The organism is Streptomyces sp. NPDC096040, from assembly GCF_040303265.1.
In the GTDB taxonomy this organism is placed as follows: domain Bacteria; phylum Actinomycetota; class Actinomycetes; order Streptomycetales; family Streptomycetaceae; genus Streptomyces.
In genome coordinates this window covers 62,376-83,949 of record NZ_JBEOTA010000033.1, presented here as the reverse complement: position 1 = coordinate 83,949, position 21,574 = coordinate 62,376, and the positions used below count along the sequence as shown (strand labels likewise).

General features: G+C 70.2%; 20 protein-coding genes, 1 rRNA gene and 1 pseudogene. 18 read left to right on the top strand and 4 right to left on the bottom strand.

The window, feature by feature from the left end:
• The 10 genes from rrf to ABTY98_RS34585 all read left to right on the top strand — a co-directional run.
• Positions 1–87: ribosomal RNA gene (gene rrf, locus ABTY98_RS34630) — 5S ribosomal RNA — on the top strand; the annotation flags it as partial.
• Between the two features lie 73 nt (positions 88–160).
• Complete coding sequence (locus tag ABTY98_RS34625; protein ID WP_352225066.1) at positions 161–805, top strand: HAD family hydrolase; 645 nt, start codon at positions 161–163, stop codon at positions 803–805.
• A gap of 93 nt (positions 806–898) precedes the next feature.
• Positions 899–1,624: a VC0807 family protein gene (locus ABTY98_RS34620; protein ID WP_352225065.1), complete on the top strand. Its 726-nt coding sequence runs from the start codon at positions 899–901 to the stop codon at positions 1,622–1,624.
• A gap of 81 nt (positions 1,625–1,705) precedes the next feature.
• On the top strand, positions 1,706–2,926 hold the full coding sequence (locus ABTY98_RS34615; RefSeq protein WP_352225064.1) for an MFS transporter: 1,221 nt from the start codon (positions 1,706–1,708) through the stop codon (positions 2,924–2,926).
• On the top strand, positions 2,877–4,049 hold the full coding sequence (locus ABTY98_RS34610; RefSeq protein ID WP_352225063.1) for an acetoin utilization protein AcuC: 1,173 nt from the start codon (positions 2,877–2,879) through the stop codon (positions 4,047–4,049). Before ABTY98_RS34615 ends, ABTY98_RS34610 begins: the two co-directional genes overlap by 50 nt.
• Before the next feature lie 220 nt (positions 4,050–4,269).
• Positions 4,270–5,085, top strand: coding sequence for a phosphatase (locus ABTY98_RS34605; protein WP_352225062.1), 816 nt, complete (start codon positions 4,270–4,272; stop codon positions 5,083–5,085).
• A gap of 130 nt (positions 5,086–5,215) precedes the next feature.
• Complete coding sequence (locus ABTY98_RS34600; RefSeq protein WP_067299677.1) at positions 5,216–5,425, top strand: helix-turn-helix domain-containing protein; 210 nt, start codon at positions 5,216–5,218, stop codon at positions 5,423–5,425.
• 129 nt (positions 5,426–5,554) lie between these two features.
• A complete protein-coding gene (locus ABTY98_RS34595) occupies positions 5,555–5,653 on the top strand; it encodes a 30S ribosomal protein bS22 (protein WP_003948845.1) in 99 nt (32 codons plus the stop codon).
• Between the two features lie 171 nt (positions 5,654–5,824).
• Positions 5,825–6,886, top strand: coding sequence for an NAD-dependent epimerase/dehydratase family protein (locus ABTY98_RS34590; RefSeq protein ID WP_352225061.1), 1,062 nt, complete (start codon positions 5,825–5,827; stop codon positions 6,884–6,886).
• Between the two features lie 13 nt (positions 6,887–6,899).
• Positions 6,900–7,979, top strand: a complete 1,080-nt coding sequence (locus ABTY98_RS34585; protein ID WP_352225060.1) for a lysophospholipid acyltransferase family protein — start codon at positions 6,900–6,902, stop codon at positions 7,977–7,979.
• A 51-nt stretch (positions 7,980–8,030) separates the two neighbouring features.
• Here the strand turns inward: ABTY98_RS34585 and ABTY98_RS34580 are convergent, their stop codons facing one another.
• The 3 genes from ABTY98_RS34580 to ABTY98_RS34570 form a co-directional block, all read right to left on the bottom strand.
• A complete protein-coding gene (locus ABTY98_RS34580; RefSeq protein ID WP_352225059.1) occupies positions 8,031–9,284 on the bottom strand; it encodes a DUF5667 domain-containing protein in 1,254 nt (417 codons plus the stop codon).
• A 234-nt stretch (positions 9,285–9,518) separates the two neighbouring features.
• Positions 9,519–10,304, bottom strand: coding sequence for an ECF subfamily RNA polymerase sigma factor, BldN family (locus ABTY98_RS34575; RefSeq protein ID WP_352225058.1), 786 nt, complete (start codon positions 10,302–10,304; stop codon positions 9,519–9,521).
• 586 nt (positions 10,305–10,890) lie between these two features.
• Entirely contained in the window at positions 10,891–11,832 is a 942-nt protein-coding gene (locus ABTY98_RS34570) for an HAD family hydrolase (protein WP_352225057.1), read from the bottom strand.
• A gap of 127 nt (positions 11,833–11,959) precedes the next feature.
• Here ABTY98_RS34570 and ABTY98_RS34565 point away from each other — a divergent pair, with 127 nt between their 5' ends.
• The 7 genes and pseudogenes from ABTY98_RS34565 to ABTY98_RS34535 all read left to right on the top strand — a co-directional run bounded on the left by ABTY98_RS34565 (position 11,960) and on the right by ABTY98_RS34535 (position 19,712).
• Positions 11,960–12,235 carry a glutaredoxin family protein gene (locus ABTY98_RS34565; RefSeq protein WP_352225056.1) on the top strand — a complete coding sequence of 92 codons (276 nt, stop codon included), beginning with the start codon at positions 11,960–11,962 and terminating at the stop codon, positions 12,233–12,235.
• 281 nt (positions 12,236–12,516) lie between these two features.
• Complete coding sequence (locus ABTY98_RS34560) at positions 12,517–13,272, top strand: redox-sensing transcriptional repressor Rex (RefSeq protein WP_352225055.1); 756 nt, start codon at positions 12,517–12,519, stop codon at positions 13,270–13,272.
• Positions 13,269–14,957, top strand: a complete 1,689-nt coding sequence (locus ABTY98_RS34555; RefSeq protein WP_352225053.1) for a glutamyl-tRNA reductase — start codon at positions 13,269–13,271, stop codon at positions 14,955–14,957. The genes ABTY98_RS34560 and ABTY98_RS34555 overlap by 4 nt, the downstream gene beginning before the upstream one ends.
• Positions 14,954–15,913: a hydroxymethylbilane synthase gene (hemC, locus tag ABTY98_RS34550; protein WP_352225052.1), complete on the top strand. Its 960-nt coding sequence runs from the start codon at positions 14,954–14,956 to the stop codon at positions 15,911–15,913. Before ABTY98_RS34555 ends, hemC begins: the two co-directional genes overlap by 4 nt.
• Complete coding sequence (locus ABTY98_RS34545; protein WP_352225050.1) at positions 15,910–17,616, top strand: bifunctional uroporphyrinogen-III C-methyltransferase/uroporphyrinogen-III synthase; 1,707 nt, start codon at positions 15,910–15,912, stop codon at positions 17,614–17,616. Before hemC ends, ABTY98_RS34545 begins: the two co-directional genes overlap by 4 nt.
• 193 nt (positions 17,617–17,809) lie before the next feature.
• On the top strand, positions 17,810–18,802 hold the full coding sequence (gene hemB / locus ABTY98_RS34540; protein ID WP_352225049.1) for a porphobilinogen synthase: 993 nt from the start codon (positions 17,810–17,812) through the stop codon (positions 18,800–18,802).
• A gap of 123 nt (positions 18,803–18,925) precedes the next feature.
• Positions 18,926–19,712, top strand: a pseudogene (locus tag ABTY98_RS34535) (SAM-dependent methyltransferase).
• A gap of 167 nt (positions 19,713–19,879) precedes the next feature.
• Here the strand turns inward: ABTY98_RS34535 and ABTY98_RS34530 are convergent.
• Positions 19,880–20,080, bottom strand: coding sequence for a hypothetical protein (locus ABTY98_RS34530; RefSeq protein ID WP_352225048.1), 201 nt, complete (start codon positions 20,078–20,080; stop codon positions 19,880–19,882).
• A 297-nt stretch (positions 20,081–20,377) separates the two neighbouring features.
• Between ABTY98_RS34530 and ABTY98_RS34525 the strand changes: the two genes are divergently transcribed.
• Positions 20,378–21,571, top strand: a complete 1,194-nt coding sequence (locus tag ABTY98_RS34525) for an aminotransferase-like domain-containing protein (RefSeq protein ID WP_352225047.1) — start codon at positions 20,378–20,380, stop codon at positions 21,569–21,571.
• The last annotated feature ends 3 nt before the right edge of the window (positions 21,572–21,574 follow it).

Genomic DNA, 21,574 nt, shown 5'->3' with positions numbered 1-21,574 from the left:
GGTTACATTCCGAACCCGGAAGCTAAGCCTTACAGCGCCGATGGTACTGCAGGGGGGACCCTGTGGGAGAGTAGGACACCGCCGAACAAATATTGAGAAAGGCCCACGCCGTTACGGCGTGGGCCTTTCTGCGTTTACGGGTGCGTTTATGCTCGGTGGTATGCGTTACGACCTGGTTATCTTCGACAACGACGGCGTCCTCGTCGACAGCGAGCCCATCTCCAACCGGCTCCTGGCCGCCTGTCTCACCGAGCTCGGGCATCCCACCTCCTACGAGGAGTCCATACGGGATTACATGGGATCCGCGATGCACCGGGTCCATGACCTCGTCCAGGAGCGCACCGGGCAGCGGCTGCCCGATGACTTCGACGACGTCTTCCATGCGCGGGTGTTCGCCGCCTTCGAGGCGGAGTTGAAGCCCGTCACCGGTGTGGCGGAGGTGCTTGAGCAGCTGGCGGCTGACGGGGTGCCGTACTGCGTGGCGTCGTCCGGGAGTCATGAGCGGATTCGGGTGGGGCATCGGACGACCGGGCTTGACCGGTGGTTCGAGGAGTCGCGGGTCTTCAGTTCGCAGGATGTAGGGAGGGGGAAGCCGGCGCCGGATCTCTTCCTGTACGCGGCCGAGCGGATGGGAGTCGCGCCGGGGCGTTGTGCCGTCGTGGAGGACAGTCCGCTGGGTGTGCAGGCGGCTGTCGCGGCCGGTATGGACGTGTACGGGTTCACGGCGATGACGCCGGTCGACCGGCTGCGGGGGGCCACTCAACTCTTTGCCGACATGGGGCAATTGGCTGACCTGCTGGAATGACCGAGGGCATCGTGGCGGGGCTGACAATTGTCATGCCGAGCTCCGGACGATCGTTTCTACTGGGGGACCCCGCCCGGACGCGAAGCTGAGGGCATGACGAAGACGACGAACGCCGGGTCCCGGAACAACAACCAGGCCAAGCCGCAGCCCAGCGTGCTGGAGAACTTCAAGCCGCTGATCGTGGACGTAGCGGTTCCGCTCGGGTCGTACTACCTCTTCAAGGGCGCCTTCGGGATGAGCACCTTCGCGGCGCTCGCCTGGAGCAGTGTGGTGCCGGCTCTGCGGACGGTGTGGAGCGTGGTCAAGGAGCGTCGGAGCAATGCGTTCGCGGGGCTCATCCTGCTGGTGAACCTGGTGTCGTTGGCGCTGAGCTTCGTCTCCGGCGACCCGCGGCTGATGCTCGCCAAGGACAGCGGGGTCAGCAGTGTCATCGGGATCACGATTCTGGTGTCGGTGGTGCTGGGCCGCCCGATGATGACCGAGGGGCTCAAGCCGTTCGTGGTGAAGGGCGACGCGGCCAGGGAGGCGGCCTTCGAGCGGCTGCGGGCCGGGTCCGCCGCGTTCCGGCGGTCGGAGCGGGTCTACTCGCTCGTGTGGGGTGTGCTGCTGCTCGCCGAGTGCGTGGTGCGGGTCGTGGGGGCGTACACCCTGCCCGTGGACACGATGGTGTGGCTCGACACGGTCATCCTGGTCAGCGCGATCGGGATCGGGATGGTGGTCAGCGGTGGGCTCGCCGCCGAGCCGATGGCCCGGATGATCGGCGCCGAGGTGAAGGCCGCGGAGGATGCCGTGAAGCGTGAGGTGGCTGTCGCCGCCTGACGCCGCCGGAGGTAAAGCTGAAGGAAATTCATCTTTGGCTGGATCTACCCACGAGTACGCCGGGGCCCTACGCTCGCCGCCATGACAGATGTGCTGCGGCGCGGTAGGGCCTCGTTGGCGTTCAGCTTCTTCACGCAGGGTGCCACTTTCGCTCTGCTCGTGACGCGCATTCCCGCCATCCAGGACCGGTACGGCGTCTCCGACGCGCTGCTGCCGGTCTTTCTCGCCGCCGTGCCGATCCTGGCCGGCGTCGGCAGTGTGACCACTGAGCAGCTGGTGAAGCGGATACCGCCCAGTCGGCTGCTGCGCTGGTCCCAGCCCGTGGTGATGCTGGCGCTGCTCGGGGTCGGGGCCGGCGGGAACATGGCCGAGCTGGCCGTCGCGCTGGGCGCCTTCGGGCTGGCCGTCGGTGCGCTGGACGCCTCGATGAACATGCTCGGGGTGAGCCTGCAGCGGACGTACGGGCGCAGCATCATGCTCAGCTTTCATGCCGCGTACAGCCTGGGCGGGATCCTGGGTGCCTCGCTGGCGTGGGTGGGGGCGCACTGGCATCTCGCGCTGTGGGTGTCGTATCTGCCGGTCGTCGCGGTGTTGTTGCCGGCCGCGCTGTTGGGGAGCCGGTGGTATGTGGACGGCAAGCCCGAGCCGGTGGAGCATGGGGTCGGCGCGAGCACGGGCAGTGGCGGTGTCGTCTTCAAGCTGCTGCTGCCGCTGTGTCTGGTGATGACCTTCGCCTACATCGGGGACTCGACCGTCTCCAACTGGAGTGCGAAGTATCTGAAGGACGTGTTGGGGAGCAGTGAGCAGCTGGCGACCGTGCCGTACAACGTGTACATGGTGACCACGCTGGTCGGGCGGGCCATCGGGGACTTCGGGGTACGGCGGTTCGGGGCCGTGGCGGTCGTACGGCTCGGGGCGCTGGTGGCGGCCGTCGGGTTCGCGGTGGTGGCCGGGGCGTCCGGGGCGTGGGTGGGGATGGCCGGGTTCACTCTGCTGGGGCTGGGGCTGTGTGTGCTGGTGCCGCAGACCTTCGCGGCGGCAGGGCGGTTGTTCCCCGGGGACTCGGACGCTGCCATCGCCCGGCTGAACATCTTCAACTACGTCGGGTTCCTGATCGGTTCGCCGTTGGTGGGTGCTCTGGGCGACGCGTGGAGCTATCGCGGGGCGATGCTGGTGCCGATGGTGTTGGTGCTGGTGACGTTGGTGTACGCCCGTTCGTTCGCGGCTCGGCCGGACAGATACGGTGGCGGGCATGAGCGGCCGCGCACAGCTGATGTGGGACGAGGCAGTAACGGGCTATGACTTCGGCCCGGGCCATCCGATGGATCCGGTCCGGCTGGCGTTGACCCGGAGACTGGTCCATGCCTTCGAGCTCGACCGGGTGGTGGATGTCGTCGCGGCCAAGCCGGCCGGGGAGTCGACGCTGCGTCTGGTGCACCGGGAGGACTATGTCGAGGCCGTGAAGGCGGCTTCGGCGGATCCCGGGGCGGCTGACCAGTCGTATGGGCTGGGGACGGTGGACGATCCGGCGTTCGCCGGGATGCACGAGGTGTCCGCGTTGATCGCCGGGCAGTCGGTGGGGGCGGCCGAGGCGGTGTGGCGGGGGGACGTCGATCACGCCGTGAACTTCGCGGGTGGGTTGCATCATGCGATGCCGGGGGCGGCTTCCGGGTTCTGTATCTACAACGACGCCGCGCTCGCGATTGCGCGGTTGTTGGAGCTCGGTGCCGAGCGGGTCGCCTATGTGGATGTCGATGTGCATCACGGGGACGGGGTGCAGGCCGCGTTCTGGGAGGATCCGCGGGTTCTGACGGTCTCGCTGCATGAGCATCCTCGTACGTTGTTCCCGCAGACCGGGTGGCCGGAGGAGGTCGGCGCCGGGGCGGGGGAGGGCTCCGCCGTGAATGTGGCGTTGCCGGCGGGGACCGGGGACGCGGGGTGGTTGCGGGCGTTTCATGCGGTCGTGCCGGAGCTGGTCGCCGACTTCCGGCCGCAGGTGCTGGTGACTCAGCACGGCGCCGACACGCATTTCGAGGATCCGTTGGCGCATCTCGCCGTCTCGCTGGATGCGCAGCGGGCTGTGCAGGTGGCCTGCCATGAGCTGGCGCACGAGTACGCCGGGGGGAAGTGGGTCGCGTTGGGGGGCGGGGGGTACGAGGTGGTGGATGTCGTGCCCCGGTCGTGGACGCATCTGGTGGCGATCGCCGCCGGGCGGGAGATCGAGCCGGAGGCGCTGGTTCCCGAGGCGTGGCGGCAGGAGGTGTTCGCTCGGACTCGGCAGTTGGGTCCTGGGCGGATGACCGATGGGCGGTGGCCGGTGGAGTGGGCGGAGTGGGAGGCGGGGTACGACCCCGCTGACCGCCTGGACCAGGCGGTGCTGGCTACTCGGCGGGCCGTGTATCCGTTGCGGGGGTTGCTGGCGTAGGGGTGGAGGGGTGGTTTTCTCGCCCCCGCCGCGCCTACCCGTCCCATCACCAGGGGGCTGCGCCCTTCGACCCCCCTCCTGGGGGCTGCCGACCCCGGACCCCCGCTTCGGCCTGAACGGCCTCGTCCTCTGTGGGGGGCTTGGCCAATCGTTACGCCAACCGTGGGGTGTTCGTCTGTTCTCCGGTTCTTCGGGGGCTGCGTCCGTCACCATCTCAGCCGTGTGGAGTGTCGGTGAGCTTCGGGCTTATCTGGTGGCCGTTGGGCTTGCTGGGGTTGTGGCCACCTCCCGGGAGCGGAGTATTCGCCGTTATCGGCTGTTCGCGGCTCGGGATCCTCGGGTGTTGATCGGTATTGATCCGCAAGCGGCGTGGAGCGAGCGCGAGTTGGTTCGGTTGATGGCGGGCAAGTGTGGGGTTTCGGACGATTATCGGTGTGTTTCAGGGCATGATGTGATTGATCCGGAGTTGACCGTCGCTGCGCTCGATGCCTTCGCGGAGCGGGTGGGGGACGTCGCGCGGCGGCGGGCGCCCGTGTTGTTCGGGACCGGGCATCCGCATCGGCTGATCGGCTTCTACGCCGGTCTCGCGGACGCGTTGTCGACGGCGGGGTGTGAGGTCCTCACCCCCGCGCAGGGTCGCCGTGTCGACATAACGACCCGGTTCGGACTACGTACGTGCAACCTCGATTACGTACAAGGTGTCGGGTTGGTGCGGGAATCGGGAGGTGAACGCCCCGGTTGTGCGCCGGGTGCGCACACGCACTCACCGCTGCCGGTTCGGGTGGCGCTGGATGCGGCGGCGGGGGGCGGCGGGCCGTTGCCCGAGCTGGTGGTGGGGGACCACGGGTGGGTCTGCGGTGCTGGTCAGCTCGGGTTTGAGGCCATTGGGCTCGCGGATACGGATGACCCTGCGCTCTTCGTGGGCGAGGCCGAGGGCGTCGTGTCCGTCGCCGTTCCGGTTGATGACGGCGTGCGGTCCGATTACTACACGCCGCTTACCCGCTACGTACTCAATCGAGCGTGTCTGTCACAGTAGGTCGCCGATGGGTGCACCTCTTCCCCACTCGCATCACCCGCCCCTACATTGGGGAGTGAGCACGCAACGACGAAGAGTCACCGGAAGGGGAAGCCGGTGGCCCGTCGAGTGCGGAAGGTTCAGGTGTGTCATGGCAGCTGGCGAGAGGCCTCTCAACGAGGTTGTGTTCCTTACCGTGGCGGAGGTCGCCGCGGTGATGCGAGTGTCGAAGATGACCGTGTACCGGCTGGTGCACAGCGGTCATCTGCCCGCGATCCGGGTGGGGCGGTCCTTCCGCGTCCCCGAGCAAGCGGTACACGAGTACCTTCGCGAGAGCTATGTGGGGGTGGAGACCGCCTGACGACGGTTTCGGGGTACCCGGAGCACCTCGATTACGACCTCAGCGCTCGGGCGGGTAGGCTAGCCCCTCGTAGGTCGTATGGGCCCATGGCGCCCAGCACCGAGTGATGAGAAGTGAGCGAGGGTAGTCGTGGGCTCTGTTATCAAGAAGCGGCGCAAGCGGATGGCCAAGAAGAAGCACCGCAAGCTGCTCAAGCGCACGCGCGTTCAGCGCCGTAACAAGAAGTAATTACGGCGCCGAGCCGCGAGAGCTTGTGTATGGCCCCCCACCACTACGGTGGGGGGCCATACGCATTTTCCGGCCGAGACGGCTCGCCCTGGCCCACTCGAGGGCATGCCAGCGCAACATCAACCCGCTAAGTTGGCCCGCATACGGGAACACGGAAGAAAGGCGCTGATCTTGGGGAAGGTCGTGCTCGTGACCGGAGTGGCCCGTCAACTTGGGGGCCGGTTCGTACGGCGGATCCAGCGGGACCCCGAAGTGGACCGGGTCGTCGCCGTGGACGCGGTGCCGCCGGAGCACCATCTGGGCGGGGCCGACTTCATCCAGACCGACATCCGCCAGCCGACCATCGCCCGCGTCCTCGCCGAGACCGGTGCCGACACCGTCGTCCACATGGACGTGACCGGTGCGCCGCTCGGCAGCGGGAGTCGGGCCACCGTCAAAGAGACCAATGTCATCGGGACCATGCAACTGCTCGGCGCCTGCCAGAAGTCGCCGAACGTCAAGCGGCTGGTGATCAAGTCCAGCACGAACGTCTACGGCTCCGCGCCGAAGGATCCAGCCGTCTTCACGGAGACCACCCCGCCGAAATCGCTGCCCAGTGGCGGGTTCGCCAAGGACACGGTCGAGGTGGAGGGATATGTGCGGGGGTTCGCCAGACGGCGGCCCGATGTGGCGGTGTGCGTGCTGCGGTTCGCCAATATTCTCGGGCCGACCGCTGACACTCCGCTCGCCTCTTATTTCTCGCTCCCTGTGCTGCCCACCGTCTTCGGGTACGACCCCCGGCTGCAGTTCGTGCACGAGGACGATGTGATCGACGTCCTGCGGATCGCCTCGCACGAGCCGGCGCGGTCCACCCTGAACAGCGGCACGTTCAATATCGCCGGCGACGGAGTGCTGTTGCTCTCGCAGTGTTCGCGACGGCTGGGGCGGCCCACCGTGCCGTTGCTGCTGCCGGCGGTCACCTGGGCCGGGTCCCTGGTGCGGACGCTCGGCATGAGCGACTTCTCGCCCGAGCAGATCCGGCTGCTGACGCACGGCCGGGTGGTCGCCACCGGCCAGATGCGCGAGACGCTGGGATTCCAGCCGAAGTACACGACGGCGGAGACGTTCGCGGACTTCGTGCGCGCCCAGGCCACGGGGCTGCTGCCGCCACAGGCGGTGGCCGCCGCCGTCGACCGGATCGCCGCCCTGCCCGTCCTGAGCGGCGGGAAGACACAGACGCAGAGCGCCAACTGAGGAGCGCAACACGATGGCGGACGCCAAGGTCATTCCGTTCGACGACGACCGGTCCCGCGGGGCTGCCGTGCAGCGGCCGGCCCGGCGCCGGGGGCCGGGGAACCGGCGCAAGGGCGGCGGCGAGCAGGCGGTGGTGCGCGAGTCCGGCGTGGTGCGTGAGGTCCAGCCTCTCGCCGGGCGGATCCCCGCGCAGGAAGATGTGCATGTGACCCCGGAGAGCCCTGAGACGGGCGTGGACAAGCCGCACGACGACGCCGGCCTGGAGCAGCGTGTCGCCCGCGGTCTGGCGTTTCTGCGGCGGCGGCTGACCGGGGACTACGAGGTCGACGACTTCGGGTACGACGAGGAGCTGACCGACCAGGTCCTGATGTCCATGCTGCGGCCGGTGTACGAGAAGTACTTCCGCGTCGAGGGGAGGGGCATGGAGAACATCCCGGCCGAGGGCGGTGCCCTGATCGTCGCCAACCACTCCGGGACGCTGCCGATGGACGGGCTGATGATGCAGGTCGCCGTGCACGACCATCACCCGGCGAATCGTCACCTCAGGCTGCTCGCGGCCGACCTGGTCTTCGTGCTGCCGGTGGTGAACGAACTGGCACGCAAGCTCGGGCACACGCTCGCGTGCACGGAGGACGCCGAGCGGCTGCTGGGGCAGGGCGAGCTGGTCGGGGTGATGCCGGAGGGGTTCAAGGGCATCGGGAAGCCCTTCAGCGAGCGCTACAAGCTCCAGCGGTTCGGGCGGGGCGGGTTCGTGTCGACCGCGTTGCGGCAGGGGGTGCCGATCATTCCCTGCTCGATCGTGGGGGCCGAGGAGATCTACCCGATGCTCGGCAACGCGAAGACGCTGGCTCGGGTGCTGGGGATCCCGTACTTCCCGCTGACGCCGACCTTTCCCTGGCTCGGGCCGCTTGGGGCGGTTCCGCTGCCGACGAAGTGGACGATCCAGTTCGGGGAACCGATCCCCACGGGGAGCTATCCGCCGGAGGCGGCCGAGGATCCGATGCTGATGTTCAATCTGACGGACCAGGTGCGGGAGCAGATCCAGCACACGCTGTACAAGTTGCTGGTGCAGCGGCGGTCGGTGTTCTTCTGAGTGGCGATGCGTCGATGGGGTGCCCCTCGGTTGAGAGGCACCCCATCTCCGTCAGTCGCTCGCGTCCTGGCCGTCGATGCCCAGGCCCGGCAGTAGGCCCGGCAGGAGCGGGGGAAGGGTGACGTCCGGTGCCGCTGACGGGGACTTGCCCGTCGACGGCGAGGCGCTGGTGCCCGTGCCGGTCTTCGGGGGGTCCAGGAGACCGCCCGCCGTGCCGCCGATCAGGCCGTCGTCGGCGCTGCTGGAGGCCGAGCCGCTGGGGCTACCGGTGCCTGACTCGTGGCCCGAGGAGGAGCTGCCCGAGGACGACGGGGCCGTCGACCGGTGGCTGCCGGAGGAACCTGTGGACGCCGTGCCGGAGCCCTGCTTGCCGGTGCCGCCCCCGGTGTTCTGGGATGGCTGGGGGAGCAGGGACTGCAGCGGGGCGACCTCTTCGTCTATGGCGTCGAAGACCGACGACACCTGCTGGCTGACGTCCCCGAGCTGGACCGGGAGTCTGTCGCGCAGGGCGCCCCAGGCCTCGCGGTGGGACTGGGCGAAGGCGGACAGGGCCTGGATGGGGCCCAGTGAGTTCGGGTCGCGCTCATAGGCCTCGTGGAGCAGCCGATGGCCCTCGGTGACGTCGTGCTGCATACCGGACAGGGTGCGGCGGATCTCGCCGATGGACTCATGGTCGAGGTGGCCGCCGCGGTCTCGCTCCATCAGCCGGCGGGCTTCCATCAGCCTGGTCGAGGCCTGGTCGAGGTAGGTCTGGCCGCGCTGGTCGTCGCCGTCGGCCAGATAGTTGAGCTTGAAGTCCTCGATGCCGCGTTTGAGGCCGTACAGCGAGTCGCCGGGCAGGGCGCCGGAGCTGGCGGCGGCCACGCCGCCGAAGGCTCCGGCGGCCACCCCTACGCTCAGGCCGCCCGCGGCGAGCCCCTTGGTGAGCCGGGAACGCGGTCGCAGTTTGCCCAGTGGGCTGGCCCGATGCGCGCCCTTGGACCGGCCGGACCGCTGCTCGGGAACCGACGTGTCCGCCGCCCCGCCCAGGGTGCCCTCCGCCAGCATGGCCTCCATCGCGGCCACCAGCTGGGCCCGGTGGACGACCTTGACCTCCGGGTCGAGGACCGGCTTGGGCAGCTCGGCGAGCCCTGTCGCCAGGGCCAACAGCTCGCCCTGCTCGGTCCGTTCGGCCCGATCCGCCGCGGCCGGCGGATCGCCCGCCGGACCCTCGGACCGCTCGGCCGCCGAGTCCCGGTCGGGCTGCTCCTCCAGGGCCTGGGCGAAGGCGTTCGCCCGCCGGTGCGCCGATACGTTCGCGATCACTGGCGGCACCTCCTCTCGTCATGACGGTCGACTCCCCAGGGGGTCCTGAGGGTTGCACGCCCTCGACCGATCCACACGATCGTGTGATCAGGGTCTTCCAGGACGTGACCACAGGGAGCCTGTATCCCGCACAACGAGCGGCTCGGCCCTTGGGTTACGGACGACCGTTGATCGGCTGAGAAAGGCAACCGGCTTTCACCGAACGTGAGTTGGGTGTCGCCCAGCGTGCCCGGCTCAGCGTGCGTCGTCCGGGAGGAGCCGGGCGAGAGTGCGCACGGCCCGGTACTGGAGGGTCTTGATGGCGCCCTCGTTCTTGCCCATCACGCGGGCGGTCTCGGCGACCGAGAGGCCCTGGAGGAAGCGGAGTGTCACGCACTCCTGCTGCTGGGGGTTGAGGCGTCGTACGGCTTCGAGGAGTGCCGCGTTCGAGAGGGACTCCAGGACGGAGTCCTCCGGGGAGCGCTCGACCTCGTTGGCGTCGAGCATCTCGCCGGTGGTGACCTCCAGCCGGAAGCGGCTCGACTTGAAGTGGTCGGCGACCAGGTTGCGGGCGATGGTGACCAGCCAGGCGCCGAAGTCGCGGCCCTGCCAGGTGAAGGTGCCGATCCTTCTCAGGGCGCGCAGGAACGTCTCACTGGTGAGGTCCTCGGCGGTCGCCTTGCCGCCGACGCGGTAGTAGATGTAGCGGTACACGGTGTCGCTGTACTGGTCGTAGAGGCGGCCGAAGGCGTCGGACTCGCCGGCCTGGGCGCGCTCGACGAGGTCCATCATCCGGGCGCTGTCGCTGTCCGCGGCCGGGCGGCGGGCGGTGGTTGCGGCGGTGCCGGTGGCACGGCCGCGTCTGCCGACGGCCGCACTGCCGTCGGCCAGTGCGTAGCACGGGCCGATCGGTGCGGCGGTGGCGAAGGCGGGGACGGCGTACGCGGTCGGGACAACGCCGCGCAGCGTCTCTTTGACCGTTGCGACAGTTGCGCGCAGCGTAGCCAGGCCCGAGGCGTCAACCCCGACGTGTGGGTACACGGGACTCCCAGAGGCAGAGCTTCCATCACGTGCAGTACGGAACCTTTCACCCGTCGTAGCGACGGAGGGGTACCGGTTTGCGTCTGAGGAGAATAACGCTTCGTGCAGGCCCTGCTACACCGAGTTGCTCAAATCACCGGTTGCGTCGCTTCTGTAACCGATTTGGGGTGGTTCAAGTGCCGCAGGGTGATCGGTTGTTGATCAGAAAGATGCGTGTTGAGGCAGAGTCGAGGGCGTGTTGGGATGACGGCGCGATAATTCGGGCGCGCGAGGTTTGGGGCGGCGTGTTGTCCGGGTGCGGGTGGGTGGTGAGCGGGGGTCTCGCTTACCGGCGCCGGCAGGATTCCGCCTGCGCCCACCCGTGCCGCCGCAGCGGCAGACTGCCCGCAGGCTGGGCCAGGTGGAAAGGCGCCCCGTCGGGGGCGCGGGGGAACTGCGCGATCAGCCGCGGCGGACCCGCGGCCGGGATACGGCCCGCGGGCCTACCGGCGCTCGCGGCCCGGATCCGGTTCTCGGCCCGGGCCGGCCAGCGGGCGCAGGGTCGCCGCGAACAGGCCCAGTCCGGGTGCTCCGTCAGACGTGCGCGCTACCGACGCCGTCGGCTCAGCGCGATCGCCGCCGCCGTGCCGCCGGCGACCGCTCCCACCCCGGCCGCCGCCGGAATGCCCACCTTGGCCGCCTTGCGGCCCGTCCGGTAGTCGCGGAGGCGCCAGTCCATCTCCCGGGCATGCTTGCGCAGCTTCGTGTCGGGGTTGATGGCGTACGGGTGGCCCACCAGGGACAGCATCGGGATGTCGTTGTGGCTGTCGCTGTAGGCCGCGCAGCGGGAGAGGTCCAGGCCCTCCGCGGCGGCGAGGGCGCGTACGGCCTCGGCCTTCGCCGGGCCGTGCAGGAGTTCGCCGACCAGCTTGCCCGTGTAGAGGCCGTCGACCGACTCGGTGACCGTGCCGAGCGCGCCGGTGAGGCCCAGGCGGCGCGCGATCACACCGGCGATCTCCATCGGCGCGGCGGTGACGAGCCACACCTTCTGGCCGGCGTCCAGGTGGGCCTGGGCGAGGGCGCGGGTGCCGGGCCAGATGCGCTCGGCCATGTACTCGTCGTAGATCTCCTCGCCGATGGTCTGGAGCTCGGCGACGCGGTGGCCCTTGATGATCGACAGCGCGGAGTCGCGGGCGTCCTGCATGTGCTCCGGGTCCTCGACGCCGGCCAGCCGGAACCAGGCCTGCTGCCAGGCGAACTTGGCCAGGTCGCGGGTCTCGAAGAACTTCCGCTTGTACAGGCCCCGGCCGAAGTGGAAGATGGCGGCGCCCTGCATGACCGTGTTGTCGAGGTCGAAGAACGCGGCGGCCTTGTCGTCGCCGAGCACCGGGAACTGCGGTTCCGCGGTGCCCCTGGGGGCGGCGGACACGGCGTCCTCTGCCAGGGCTTCCTGGTTCTTGCGCGCGGCCTCCGCCGAGGCCTCGCCTGCCAAAACGCTCCGCGCCGTGGCGGAGCGCCTACGGGGAGTGAGCCATCCGAGAGCGGCCATGTCGTGAGCATAGCCAGTCTGTTCGGTGGTCCCGGAGTCGCGGGAGTTGGATGGGCGTGAACTCTCCACGACCGGCCCGTTAAGCAAGCCGTCGAGCAGGGCGCGGCAGCGCGGGAGAATGGACCTCATGAGTCCTCTCTTCGGCCGGAAGGCGCCTGCGTCTCGTGCGCGTTTGGTCACTCTGATCCGTAAGCCCGGTTGTCATTTGTGCGATGACGCACAGGTCGTGGTCGAGAAGGTGTGCGGCGAGCTGGGGGTGCCCTGGGAAGGGAAGGACATCACCCAGGATTCGCAACTGCACGATCTGTACTGGGAGCAGATTCCGGTCGTACTCGTCGACGGTGAACAGCACACCTTCTGGCGTGTGAACGAACAGCGCCTCCGCAAGGCACTGACTGACTAGTCCAAACGGGCCGCAAAAGTCGCCTAGGATCGATGGCGGCTTGGTCTCGGGGGCGGGATTCGTGAGGAGTGTGTACGGTTTTGCCCCTATTGGAGATGGAGCGCGAGCGCGTGTGCGCCGGTTCCCCACGGCTGCGCCGGGGGCGCGTGACCCCGGTCACGTTGGCCGGGCAAATCGGACACCATCTTTGTGCACGCGTTCACAAAGACATAGCCTGCTGTCGACGGGGCGGTCTGGGAACGTGTGACCGTCCGCAGCCCCGCTCTACCCGCAGGAGCACCGTGGCAACTGGCCGAACTCACCGACCGGCGACCCGCAGCCGAGGGATCCCCGAGGCCACCGTCGCCAGGCTTCCGCTGTATCTCCGGGCGCTGACCGCACTGTCGGAGCGCTCGGTCCCCACGGTCTCCTCCGAGGAGCTGGCGGCCGCCGCGGGGGTCAACTCCGCGAAGCTGCGCAAGGACTTCTCCTACCTGGGCTCGTACGGAACGCGCGGTGTCGGCTACGACGTCGAGTATCTCGTCTACCAGATCTCCCGTGAGCTGGGCCTGACCCAGGACTGGCCGGTTGTGATCGTCGGTATCGGAAATCTGGGTGCCGCCCTCGCCAATTACGGCGGGTTCGCCTCCCGTGGCTTCCGGGTCGCCGCCCTCATCGACGCCGATCCGGCGATGACCGGGCGGCAGGTCGCCGGGATCGCCGTGCAGCACAGCGACGACCTGGAGAAGATCATCTCCGACAACGGCGTCTCCATCGGCGTCATCACCACCCCGCCGGGCGTCGCCCAGCAGGTCTGCGAGCGGCTCGTGGCCGCCGGGGTCACCTCCATCCTGAACTTCGCGCCGACCGTGCTGACCGTCCCGGACGGTGTCGACGTGCGCAAGGTCGACCTCTCCATCGAGCTGCAGATCCTCGCCTTCCACGAGCAGCGCAAGGCCGGCGAGGAGCACGAGGGGACGGTTCCGCCCGTCGCCGCGCACCAGGAGTCCACCGAGCAGGGGCCCGACGGGGACGTACCCGCCGTGATGCCGGCATGAGTCTCCTCGTCGTCGGGCTGAGCCACCGCAGCGCCCCGGTCAGCGTCCTGGAGCGGGCCGCGCTCACCACGGACGCCCAGGTCAAGCTGGTCCAGGACACGGTCGCCGCCGAACCGGCCACCGAGGCCGCGGTGCTCGCCACCTGCAACCGCATCGAGCTCTACGCCGACGTGGACAAGTTCCACGCCGGCGTCGCCGAGCTGTCCACGCTGCTCGCCCAGCACAGCGGGGTCGGCCTCGACGAGCTCACCCCTTATCTCTATGTGCACTACGAGGACCGGGCCGTCCACCATCTGTTCTCGGTGGCCTGCGGGCTGGACTCGATGGTCGTGGGCGAAGGGCAGATCCTCGGGCAGATCAAGGACTCGCTCGCCCTGGCGCAGGAACTGCACAGCGCCGGCCGGCTGATGAACGACTTCTTCCAGCAGGGGCTCCGGGTCGGCAAACGCGCCCACTCCGAGACCGGGATCGACCGGGCCGGACAGTCCCTGGTCACCTTCGGACTGGAACAGCTCGCCGCCGGTACCGACGTCGAGGCCTGGGCCAAGGGCAGGAAGGCGCTGGTCATCGGCGCCGGTTCGATGTCCTCGCTGGCCGCCGCCACACTGGCGCGGGCCGGCGTCGCGGAGATCGTGGTGGCGAACCGGACGTACGACCGCGCCGAGCGGCTGGCGCAGATCCTGAACGACAGCGACGACACGGACGTGGTGGCCCGCGCGGTACCGATGGACTCGGTGCCGGTCGAGCTGACACGTGCCGACGTCGCCGTCTCCTGCACCGGCGCGACCGGTCTGGTCCTCACCGCCGACGCGGTCGCCGCGGCGGTCGAGGGGCGGACCGGTGAGCCCGTCGCGGAGATCGAGGACGACCGTCCCGCGCAGATCGTGCAGCGGCCCACCGGCCTCGGCAACGACGAGAACTGCCCGCTCGACCTCACGGCCGCACAGAGCGGGTTCTCCGTGATGGGCGAGGCCGCCGTCGCCGGGATGGCCGCCGCCGAGCTGGAGCAGCACGCGGCCTGGGTGGACAACGGCACGGTCGACATCCGGGAGGCCGGACGCCGTACGGCCGAGACCGACGCCGAGCTGATCGGCGCGCTCGCCGCGACCGCCGCCCGGATCGGCCGGATCCCCGAGCTGCGCAAACCCGAGCCCGTCGCCGGCTTCGTGCGGCCCGCCCCCGCGCTCTTCCTCCTCGACCTCGCCATGCCCCGCGACATCGACGCGGCCGCGCACCGGCTGGCCGGGGTGCGGCTGGTGGACATCGAGTCGCTGGCGGAGGCGTCCGCGGACGCCCCCATGGCGGCCGACGTGGACCAGGTCCGCCGGATCGTCGCCGACGAGGTGGCCGCCTTCGGGGCGGCGCAGCGGGCCGCGCACATCACGCCGACCGTGGTCGCCCTGCGCACCATGGCCGCCGACGTGGTGGCCGGTGAGATCGCTCGGCTCGACGGGCGCCTGCCCGACCTGGACGAACGGCAGCGCGGAGAGATCCGGCAGGCCGTGCACCGGGTCGTCGACAAGCTCCTGCACGCGCCGACGGTACGGGTCAAACAGCTCGCGGCCGAGCCCGGCGGTGCCGGGTACGCGGACGCGCTGCGGACCCTGTTCGACCTCGACCCCGAGACGGTGGCCTCCGTCTCCCGGGCCGTGGACAGCACAGACAAGAAGGACCGACCGGCATGAGTGACAACCCACTGCGACTGGGGACCAGGCGATCCAGACTCGCCATGGCCCAGTCCGGGCGAGTGGCGGAAGCCGTGAGCCAGGTGACCGGACGGCCCGTCGAGCTCGTCGAGATCACCACCTACGGCGACACCTCCCGTGAGCACCTCGCACAGATCGGCGGCACGGGGGTCTTCGTGACCGCCCTGCGGGACGCGCTGCTGCGCGGCGAGGTCGACTTCGCGGTTCACTCGCTCAAGGACCTCCCGACCACGCAGCCCGAGGACCTGGTCCTGGCCGCTGTACCGGTACGCGAGGACCCGCGTGACGTGATCGTCGCCCGGGACGCGCTGAAGTTCACCGACCTGCCGCGCGGGGCGCGCATCGGCACCGGTTCGCCGCGCCGGATGGCGCAGCTGAACGCGTACGCGCGCACCCACGGGCTGGACGTCGAGACCGTCCCCGTCCGCGGGAACGTCGACACGCGGATCGGATACATACACGACGGCGAACTCGATGCCGTGGTGCTGGCCGCGGCGGGACTGAGCCGCATCGGCCGTATCGACGAGGTGACCGACTTCCTGTCGGTCGACACGGTTCTGCCCGCCCCCGGCCAGGGGGCACTGGCGATCGAATGCGCCGCGGACAACGCGTCGCTGATCGCCGCGCTCGAGGAACTCGACGACCCGTTCACGCGGGCCGCCGTGACCGCCGAGCGATCACTGCTCGCCGCCCTGGAGGCCGGCTGCTCCGCCCCTGTGGGCGCGCTGGCCGACCTTCTGGCCGACGGGCAGACTGTCAAGGAAATGCGCCTGCGTGGCGTCGTCGGCACGACCGACGGCACACGGATGGTGCAGATGTCCACCACCGGTCCCGTGCCCGAGACAAACGACCAGGCGACGGCGCTCGGTCGCGAACTCGCCACCGAGATGCTTGCCCAGGGCGCGGCCGGTCTGATGGGGGAGCGAGCACAGTGAGCCCCACCAACCTTCCCGCCGGCCTCGAACACGGGCACGTCACCTTCCTGGGTGCCGGACCCGGGGATCCGGGACTGCTGACCTTGCGTGCCGTGGAGGCACTGTCCAGCGCGGACGTCCTGGTCGCCGAGCACGACGTGCTCGACGTGATCAGAGCCCACGCCAGGCAGGGCGTCTCCGTCGTACTCACGAATCCGGGTTCCTCGTCGGACCCGTATCCGGGCACAGGCACGCCTCAACTGACGGTTGTTGACGGAGCGTCAACAACCGCTGCGCTCCCGCCCGCGCGGGATGCGGCTCATCTTGTCATGGAGGCCGCGCGGGGTGGCAGGCGGGTCGTCCGTGCGGTGTCCGGGGACCCGGGACTGGATACGTACGCGACCGAGGAAATGCTCGCCTGCGTCGCCGCCGGTGTTCCCTTCGAGGTCGTGCCCGGTGTCGCGGCGGCGGTCGGCGTACCCGCGTACGCCGGTGTGCCGCTGCGGGACGCCCAGGGCGCGGACGTCCGCTTCGTGGACGGCCGTACGGCCTCCGACCGCTGCTGGACCGAGGTCGGTGCCTCGGACGGCACGGTCGTGGTGTCGACGACCCTCGACTCGGTGGCCGCGGCTGCCGGGGAACTGGTCGCCGCCGGCCGTAAACCGGACACCCCGATGACGGTCACGGTCGCCGGTACCACCACCCGGCAGCGGACCTGGACGGCCACCCTGGGCACCGTCGCCCAGACCCTGAAGCAGGCGAAGGTGCTGCCCTCCCCGGACGGCGGCCGACCGGTGATAGCCGTGGTCGGTGAGCGGTCCGCCGCCGCCCAGCGCGACCAGTTGTCGTGGTTCGAGTCCAAGCCGCTGTTCGGCTGGAAGGTACTCGTGCCGCGTACGAAGGAGCAGGCGGCGACCCTCTCCGACCAGCTGCGGTCCTACGGCGCCGTGCCGCACGAGGTGCCGACGATCGCCGTCGAACCGCCGCGCACGCCCCAGCAGATGGAGCGCGCGGTCAAGGGCCTCGTCACCGGACGCTACGAGTGGATCGCCTTCACCTCGGTGAACGCGGTCAAGGCCGTACGGGAGAAGTTCGAGGAGTACGGGCTCGACGCACGCGCCTTCGCGGGCATCAAGGTCGCGGCGGTCGGCGAGCAGACCGCGAAGGCCCTGGTCGCCTTCGGCGTGAAGCCGGACCTGGTGCCGTCGGGCGAACAGTCCGCCGCCGGACTCCTTGAGGACTGGCCGCCCTATGACCCGGTCTTCGACCCGATCGACCGGGTGTTCCTGCCGCGCGCCGACATCGCCACCGAGACGCTGGTCGCCGGGCTGATCGAGCTGGGCTGGGAGGTGGACGACGTCACGGCCTACCGGACCGTGCGGGCGTCGCCGCCGCCGGTCGACACCCGGGAGGCGATCAAGGGCGGTGGCTTCGACGCGGTTCTCTTCACGTCGTCGTCCACCGTGCGGAACCTGGTCGGTATCGCCGGGAAGCCGCACAACGTGACAGTCATCGCGTGCATCGGTCCGGCCACGGCCAAGACGGCCGAGGAGCACGGGCTGCGGGTGGACGTGATGGCTCCGGAGCCGTCGGTCGCCAAGCTGGTTGAGGCGCTGGCGGAGTTCGGGCTGCGGCGGCGCGCTGCCGCCGTGGAGGCCGGCGATCCGGTGACCCGGCCCAGTGAGCGGCGGCCGGGGGCCCGGCGCCGACGCAGCACTACCTGAGAGTGCACGGCGGGGGGTCTGGGGGCTGCGCCCCTCGGACCCCCTGGTTTCTTTCTACGGCGGTCGGCAACACCGGTCGTCCCGGCCGAGCAGCGCACCCTGAAGCGTGAGCGGATGTTCCGGGCCGCCCCGGGCCGGGGCACCGACGTCACGTCGGCAAGTGCGCCCAGGTGACGGGCGTAGCGTAGGGAGCATGACGAAGTACGGCTCCTTCCCCGGCACGCGGCCGCGTCGACTGCGGACGACCCCCGTCATGCGGCGCATGGTCGCCGAGACCCGGCTGCACCCCGCGGACTTCATCCTCCCGGCGTTCGTGCGCGAGGGCGTCGGCGAACCGGTGCCGATCGCCACCATGCCCGGCGTCGTGCAGCACACCCGGGACACCCTGAAGAAGGCGGCCCTGGAGGCCGTCGAGGCGGGGATCTCCGGGATCATGCTGTTCGGTGTGCCGGAGGAGGGCAAGAAGGACGCCCTCGGGACGCCCGGCACCGACCCGGACGGGATTCTGCAGGTCGCGCTGCGGGACGTGCGGGCCGAGGTCGGCGACGAGTTGCTCGTGATGTCCGACCTCTGCCTAGACGAGACGACCGACCACGGGCACTGCGGGGTGCTCGACGACGAGGGGCGCGTCGACAACGACGCCACCCTGGAGCGGTACGCCGAGATGGCCCAGGTGCAGGCCGACGCGGGCGCCCATGTCGTAGGGCCCAGCGGGATGATGGACGGTCAGATCGGCGTCGTCCGCGACGCCCTCGACCAGATCGGGCGGGAGGACGTCGCCGTCCTCGCCTACACCGCCAAGTACGCCTCCGCTTTCTACGGCCCCTTCCGGGAGGCCGTCGGGTCCTCGCTGAAGGGGGACCGGAAGACCTACCAGCAGGACCCCGCCAATGTGCGGGAGTCCCTGCGGGAGCTGGCCCTGGACCTGGAGGAGGGGGCCGACATGGTGATGGTCAAGCCGGCCGGGCCCTACCTCGACATCCTCGCCCGGGTCGCCGACTCCGTGGACGTGCCGGTCGCCGCCTACCAGATCTCCGGCGAGTACGCGATGATCGAGGCCGCCGCCGAGAAGGGCTGGATCGACCGCGACCGGGCCATCCTGGAGACGCTGACCGGCATCAAGCGGGCCGGCGCGCAGAACATCCTCACGTACTGGGCCGTGGAGGCCGCGAGGATGCTGGGCTGAGGCCCAGGGGCAGGGGTGGTGCCCGCTGTGAGATTTCGCCGCGGGCACTTTCAAGTCGCCTTGCGGAGTCAGGTTGTCGACCTCTGGTTCTGTGGTGAATTGGTTGAATCGATGGAGACGCCCATGTCCGGCGACGCCCTCAGCCAAGACTCCGCGAGCTGAGAAGGAGGATCGACACCACCAGGGCACACCCGGCCCGCGTCTACGACGTCTTCCTCGGCGGCAAGGACTACCCCGCCGACCTCGCCGCGGCCTCCGCCGCGCTCTCCGCCAACCCGCGCGGCTACCTCGACGTACGGCACAACCGCGACTTCCTGCGCCGCGCCGTGAACACGCTGGCCATCGAGGACGGCATCCGCCAGTTCCTCGACATCGGCGCCGGCCTGCCCACCGCGGAGAACGTCCACCAGATCGCCCAGCGGATCACCCCGGACTCCCGGGTCGTGTACGTCGACAACGACCCGATCGTCCTCGCCCACCGCCGATCGCCCTGTGCCTGGTGGCGATCCTGCACTTCGTGGAGGACGAGGAGGCCCACCCGATCGTCCGCGAGCTCGTCGAGGCGTTGCCCGCCGGCAGCCGGGTGGTGCTCAGCCACCTCACCGAGGACCTCAACCCCGAGAACATCCGGGCGGTCCAGCGGGAGTACACCTCGCGCGGCTTCAGTTTCGTGCTGCGGTCGCGGGCCGAGGTCGAGCGCTTCTTCACGGAGAACTCCCTCGATCCGGCCGAGCCGGGCGTGGTCCCCGTGCACCGCTGGCGCCCCGACAACGCCGCGCCCGTCCCCGAGCAGCCGGACGCCGCGATCCTGGAGTCCCTCGACCACATCGAGCGGGTCCGCTACGCCGACATCAACGGCGTGACCGACGTCGACATCAACGTCTACGCGGGGCTCGGCGCGAAGGCCTGAGGCACCTGCCGCCATCGGCTCACCAGTCGAGGGCGTCGTCCCGGTCCTGCCGCCAGTACGTCACCCGCAGCGAGCCGTCGTAGTACACGCCCATCGCCGGCGGCGGTGTCGCCGAGGCGCCGCCACGGGCGGCCGTTCCGCGTGAGCGGGAACAACGGGTGGCCCGCCTACGAGTTCCCGCTGGGCGGCGCGGCCTGGCGGGCCGCGTCGGCGGCGGGCCGGGAGAGGGAGGCGGCGGAGGGGCCCTCGTCGCGTACGCCCTCGCCGTCCCGGCAGCCGCCGAGGGCGGCCGTGGCGACCAGCGCCAGGGCTGCCGCCGCCAGGAGACTGCGGCGGCCGGCGGCCGGGATGGGGCGCGTGGCGGACATGCGAGGGCTCCCTCGGTGTCGTCGGCATGATCGGCGTGGTCGGCGATCTCGGTGTGCCCTCAGCCTGTGGGGCGGGGTGCCCGGACCGCCAGACCCCGCGGGTGATTCGGGACGGGTGAGTCCGGTCCACGCCTCCGACCTGCACGGATCCCATCTCCTGGGACGCCGGGACGGGACGCCCTGGTACCCGGACGGGCGGCTCCGGCGCCGCTCGTCCGTATCGCGGAATCACGGGTGTAGACGGCATGTACCTCTCTAGGCTCCGGCCAAGACGAGGATCAGCCCGAGGAGCCGTCCATGACCGTCACCAGTGCCCCAGCCGCCCTTCCGCCGCTCGCGGCCCGTGCCCGTACCGTCGGTGGTTCCCCGGTGCGGGAGATCCTCGCGGTGACCGCACGCCCCGAGGTGATCAACTTCGCGGGCGGGCTGCCGGCCCCCGAACTCTTCGACCGGGAGGGCATCGCGGCAGCCTTCCGGGCGGTGCTGGAGGAGTCGCCGGAGCGGGCGTTGCAGTACTCGACGACGGAGGGCGAGCCGGCTCTGAGATCCGGACTGGCGGCACGCATCACCGCACAGGGCCTGCCCACCGGGCCCGACGACCTGCTCATCACCACCGGCTCCCAGCAGGCCCTCTCCCTCCTGGCGAGCGCGCTGATAGACCCCGGCGACACGGTCCTCGTGGAAAGCCCCTGCTATCTGGCGGCACTTCAGGTGTTCGGGCTGGCCGGGGCCCGGATCCTGCCCGTCCCGGGCGACGCGGACGGCGTCGACCCGGCCGCCCTGGAGGAACTGGTCCGCGCCGAACGGCCCAAACTCCTCTACCTCGTCCCGACCTTCCAGAACCCCACCGGCCGCACCATGCCCGCCGCCCGCCGCGCCGCCCTCGCCACGGCCGCCGCCCGGCACGGTCTGTGGATCGTCGAGGACGACCCCTACGGCGAACTCCGCTACGACGGCGACCGCGTCCCCTCGATCGCGTCCTTCCCCGGCGCCGCGGACCGGGTGGTCCTGCTCGGCTCCTTCTCCAAGGTGATGGCCCCCGGCCTGCGCCTCGGCTGGCTCCGCGCCCCGGAAGCACTGCGCCGCGCCTGCGCGGTGGCCAAGCAGGCGGCCGACCTGCACACCCCGACCCTCAACCAACTCGCCGCCGCCCGGTACCTGGACGTCCTGGACGGCCATGTCGCCACGGTGCGTGCGGTGTACGGCGCACGCCGGGACGCCATGCTGGCCGGCCTCGCCGACGCCCTGCCGCCCGGCTCCACCTGGAACCGGCCCGAGGGCGGCATGTTCCTCTGGGCCCGGCTCCCGGAGTCGTACGACACCACCGCCCTGCTCCGCCGGGTGGTGGAGCACAACGTGGCCTACGTCCCCGGGGAGCCCTTCCACGCCGCCGACCCCGACCGCTCCACCCTGCGCCTGTGCTTCGTGACCCAGACACCCGAGGAGATCGGGGAGGGGCTGCGCAGGCTGGCCGAGGGACTCAGCGGCTGAGGC

Bases quoted from the DNA above. Each gene is read 5' to 3' on its own strand.
- ABTY98_RS34625 (WP_352225066.1), top strand. From the start codon at position 161: ATGCGTTACGACCTGGTTATCTTCGACAACGACGGCGTCCTCGTCGAC.
- ABTY98_RS34620 (WP_352225065.1), top strand. From the start codon at position 899: ATGACGAAGACGACGAACGCCGGGTCCCGGAACAACAACCAGGCCAAG.
- ABTY98_RS34615 (WP_352225064.1), top strand. From the start codon at position 1,706: ATGACAGATGTGCTGCGGCGCGGTAGGGCCTCGTTGGCGTTCAGCTTC.
- ABTY98_RS34610 (WP_352225063.1), top strand. From the start codon at position 2,877: ATGAGCGGCCGCGCACAGCTGATGTGGGACGAGGCAGTAACGGGCTAT.
- ABTY98_RS34600 (WP_067299677.1), top strand. From the start codon at position 5,216: ATGGCAGCTGGCGAGAGGCCTCTCAACGAGGTTGTGTTCCTTACCGTG.
- ABTY98_RS34585 (WP_352225060.1), top strand. From the start codon at position 6,900: ATGGCGGACGCCAAGGTCATTCCGTTCGACGACGACCGGTCCCGCGGG.
- ABTY98_RS34570 (WP_352225057.1), bottom strand. From the start codon at position 11,832: ATGGCCGCTCTCGGATGGCTCACTCCCCGTAGGCGCTCCGCCACGGCG.
- ABTY98_RS34565 (WP_352225056.1), top strand. From the start codon at position 11,960: ATGAGTCCTCTCTTCGGCCGGAAGGCGCCTGCGTCTCGTGCGCGTTTG.
- ABTY98_RS34555 (WP_352225053.1), top strand. From the start codon at position 13,269: ATGAGTCTCCTCGTCGTCGGGCTGAGCCACCGCAGCGCCCCGGTCAGC.
- hemC (WP_352225052.1), top strand. From the start codon at position 14,954: ATGAGTGACAACCCACTGCGACTGGGGACCAGGCGATCCAGACTCGCC.
- hemB (WP_352225049.1), top strand. From the start codon at position 17,810: ATGACGAAGTACGGCTCCTTCCCCGGCACGCGGCCGCGTCGACTGCGG.
- ABTY98_RS34530 (WP_352225048.1), bottom strand. From the start codon at position 20,080: ATGTCCGCCACGCGCCCCATCCCGGCCGCCGGCCGCCGCAGTCTCCTG.
- ABTY98_RS34525 (WP_352225047.1), top strand. From the start codon at position 20,378: ATGACCGTCACCAGTGCCCCAGCCGCCCTTCCGCCGCTCGCGGCCCGT.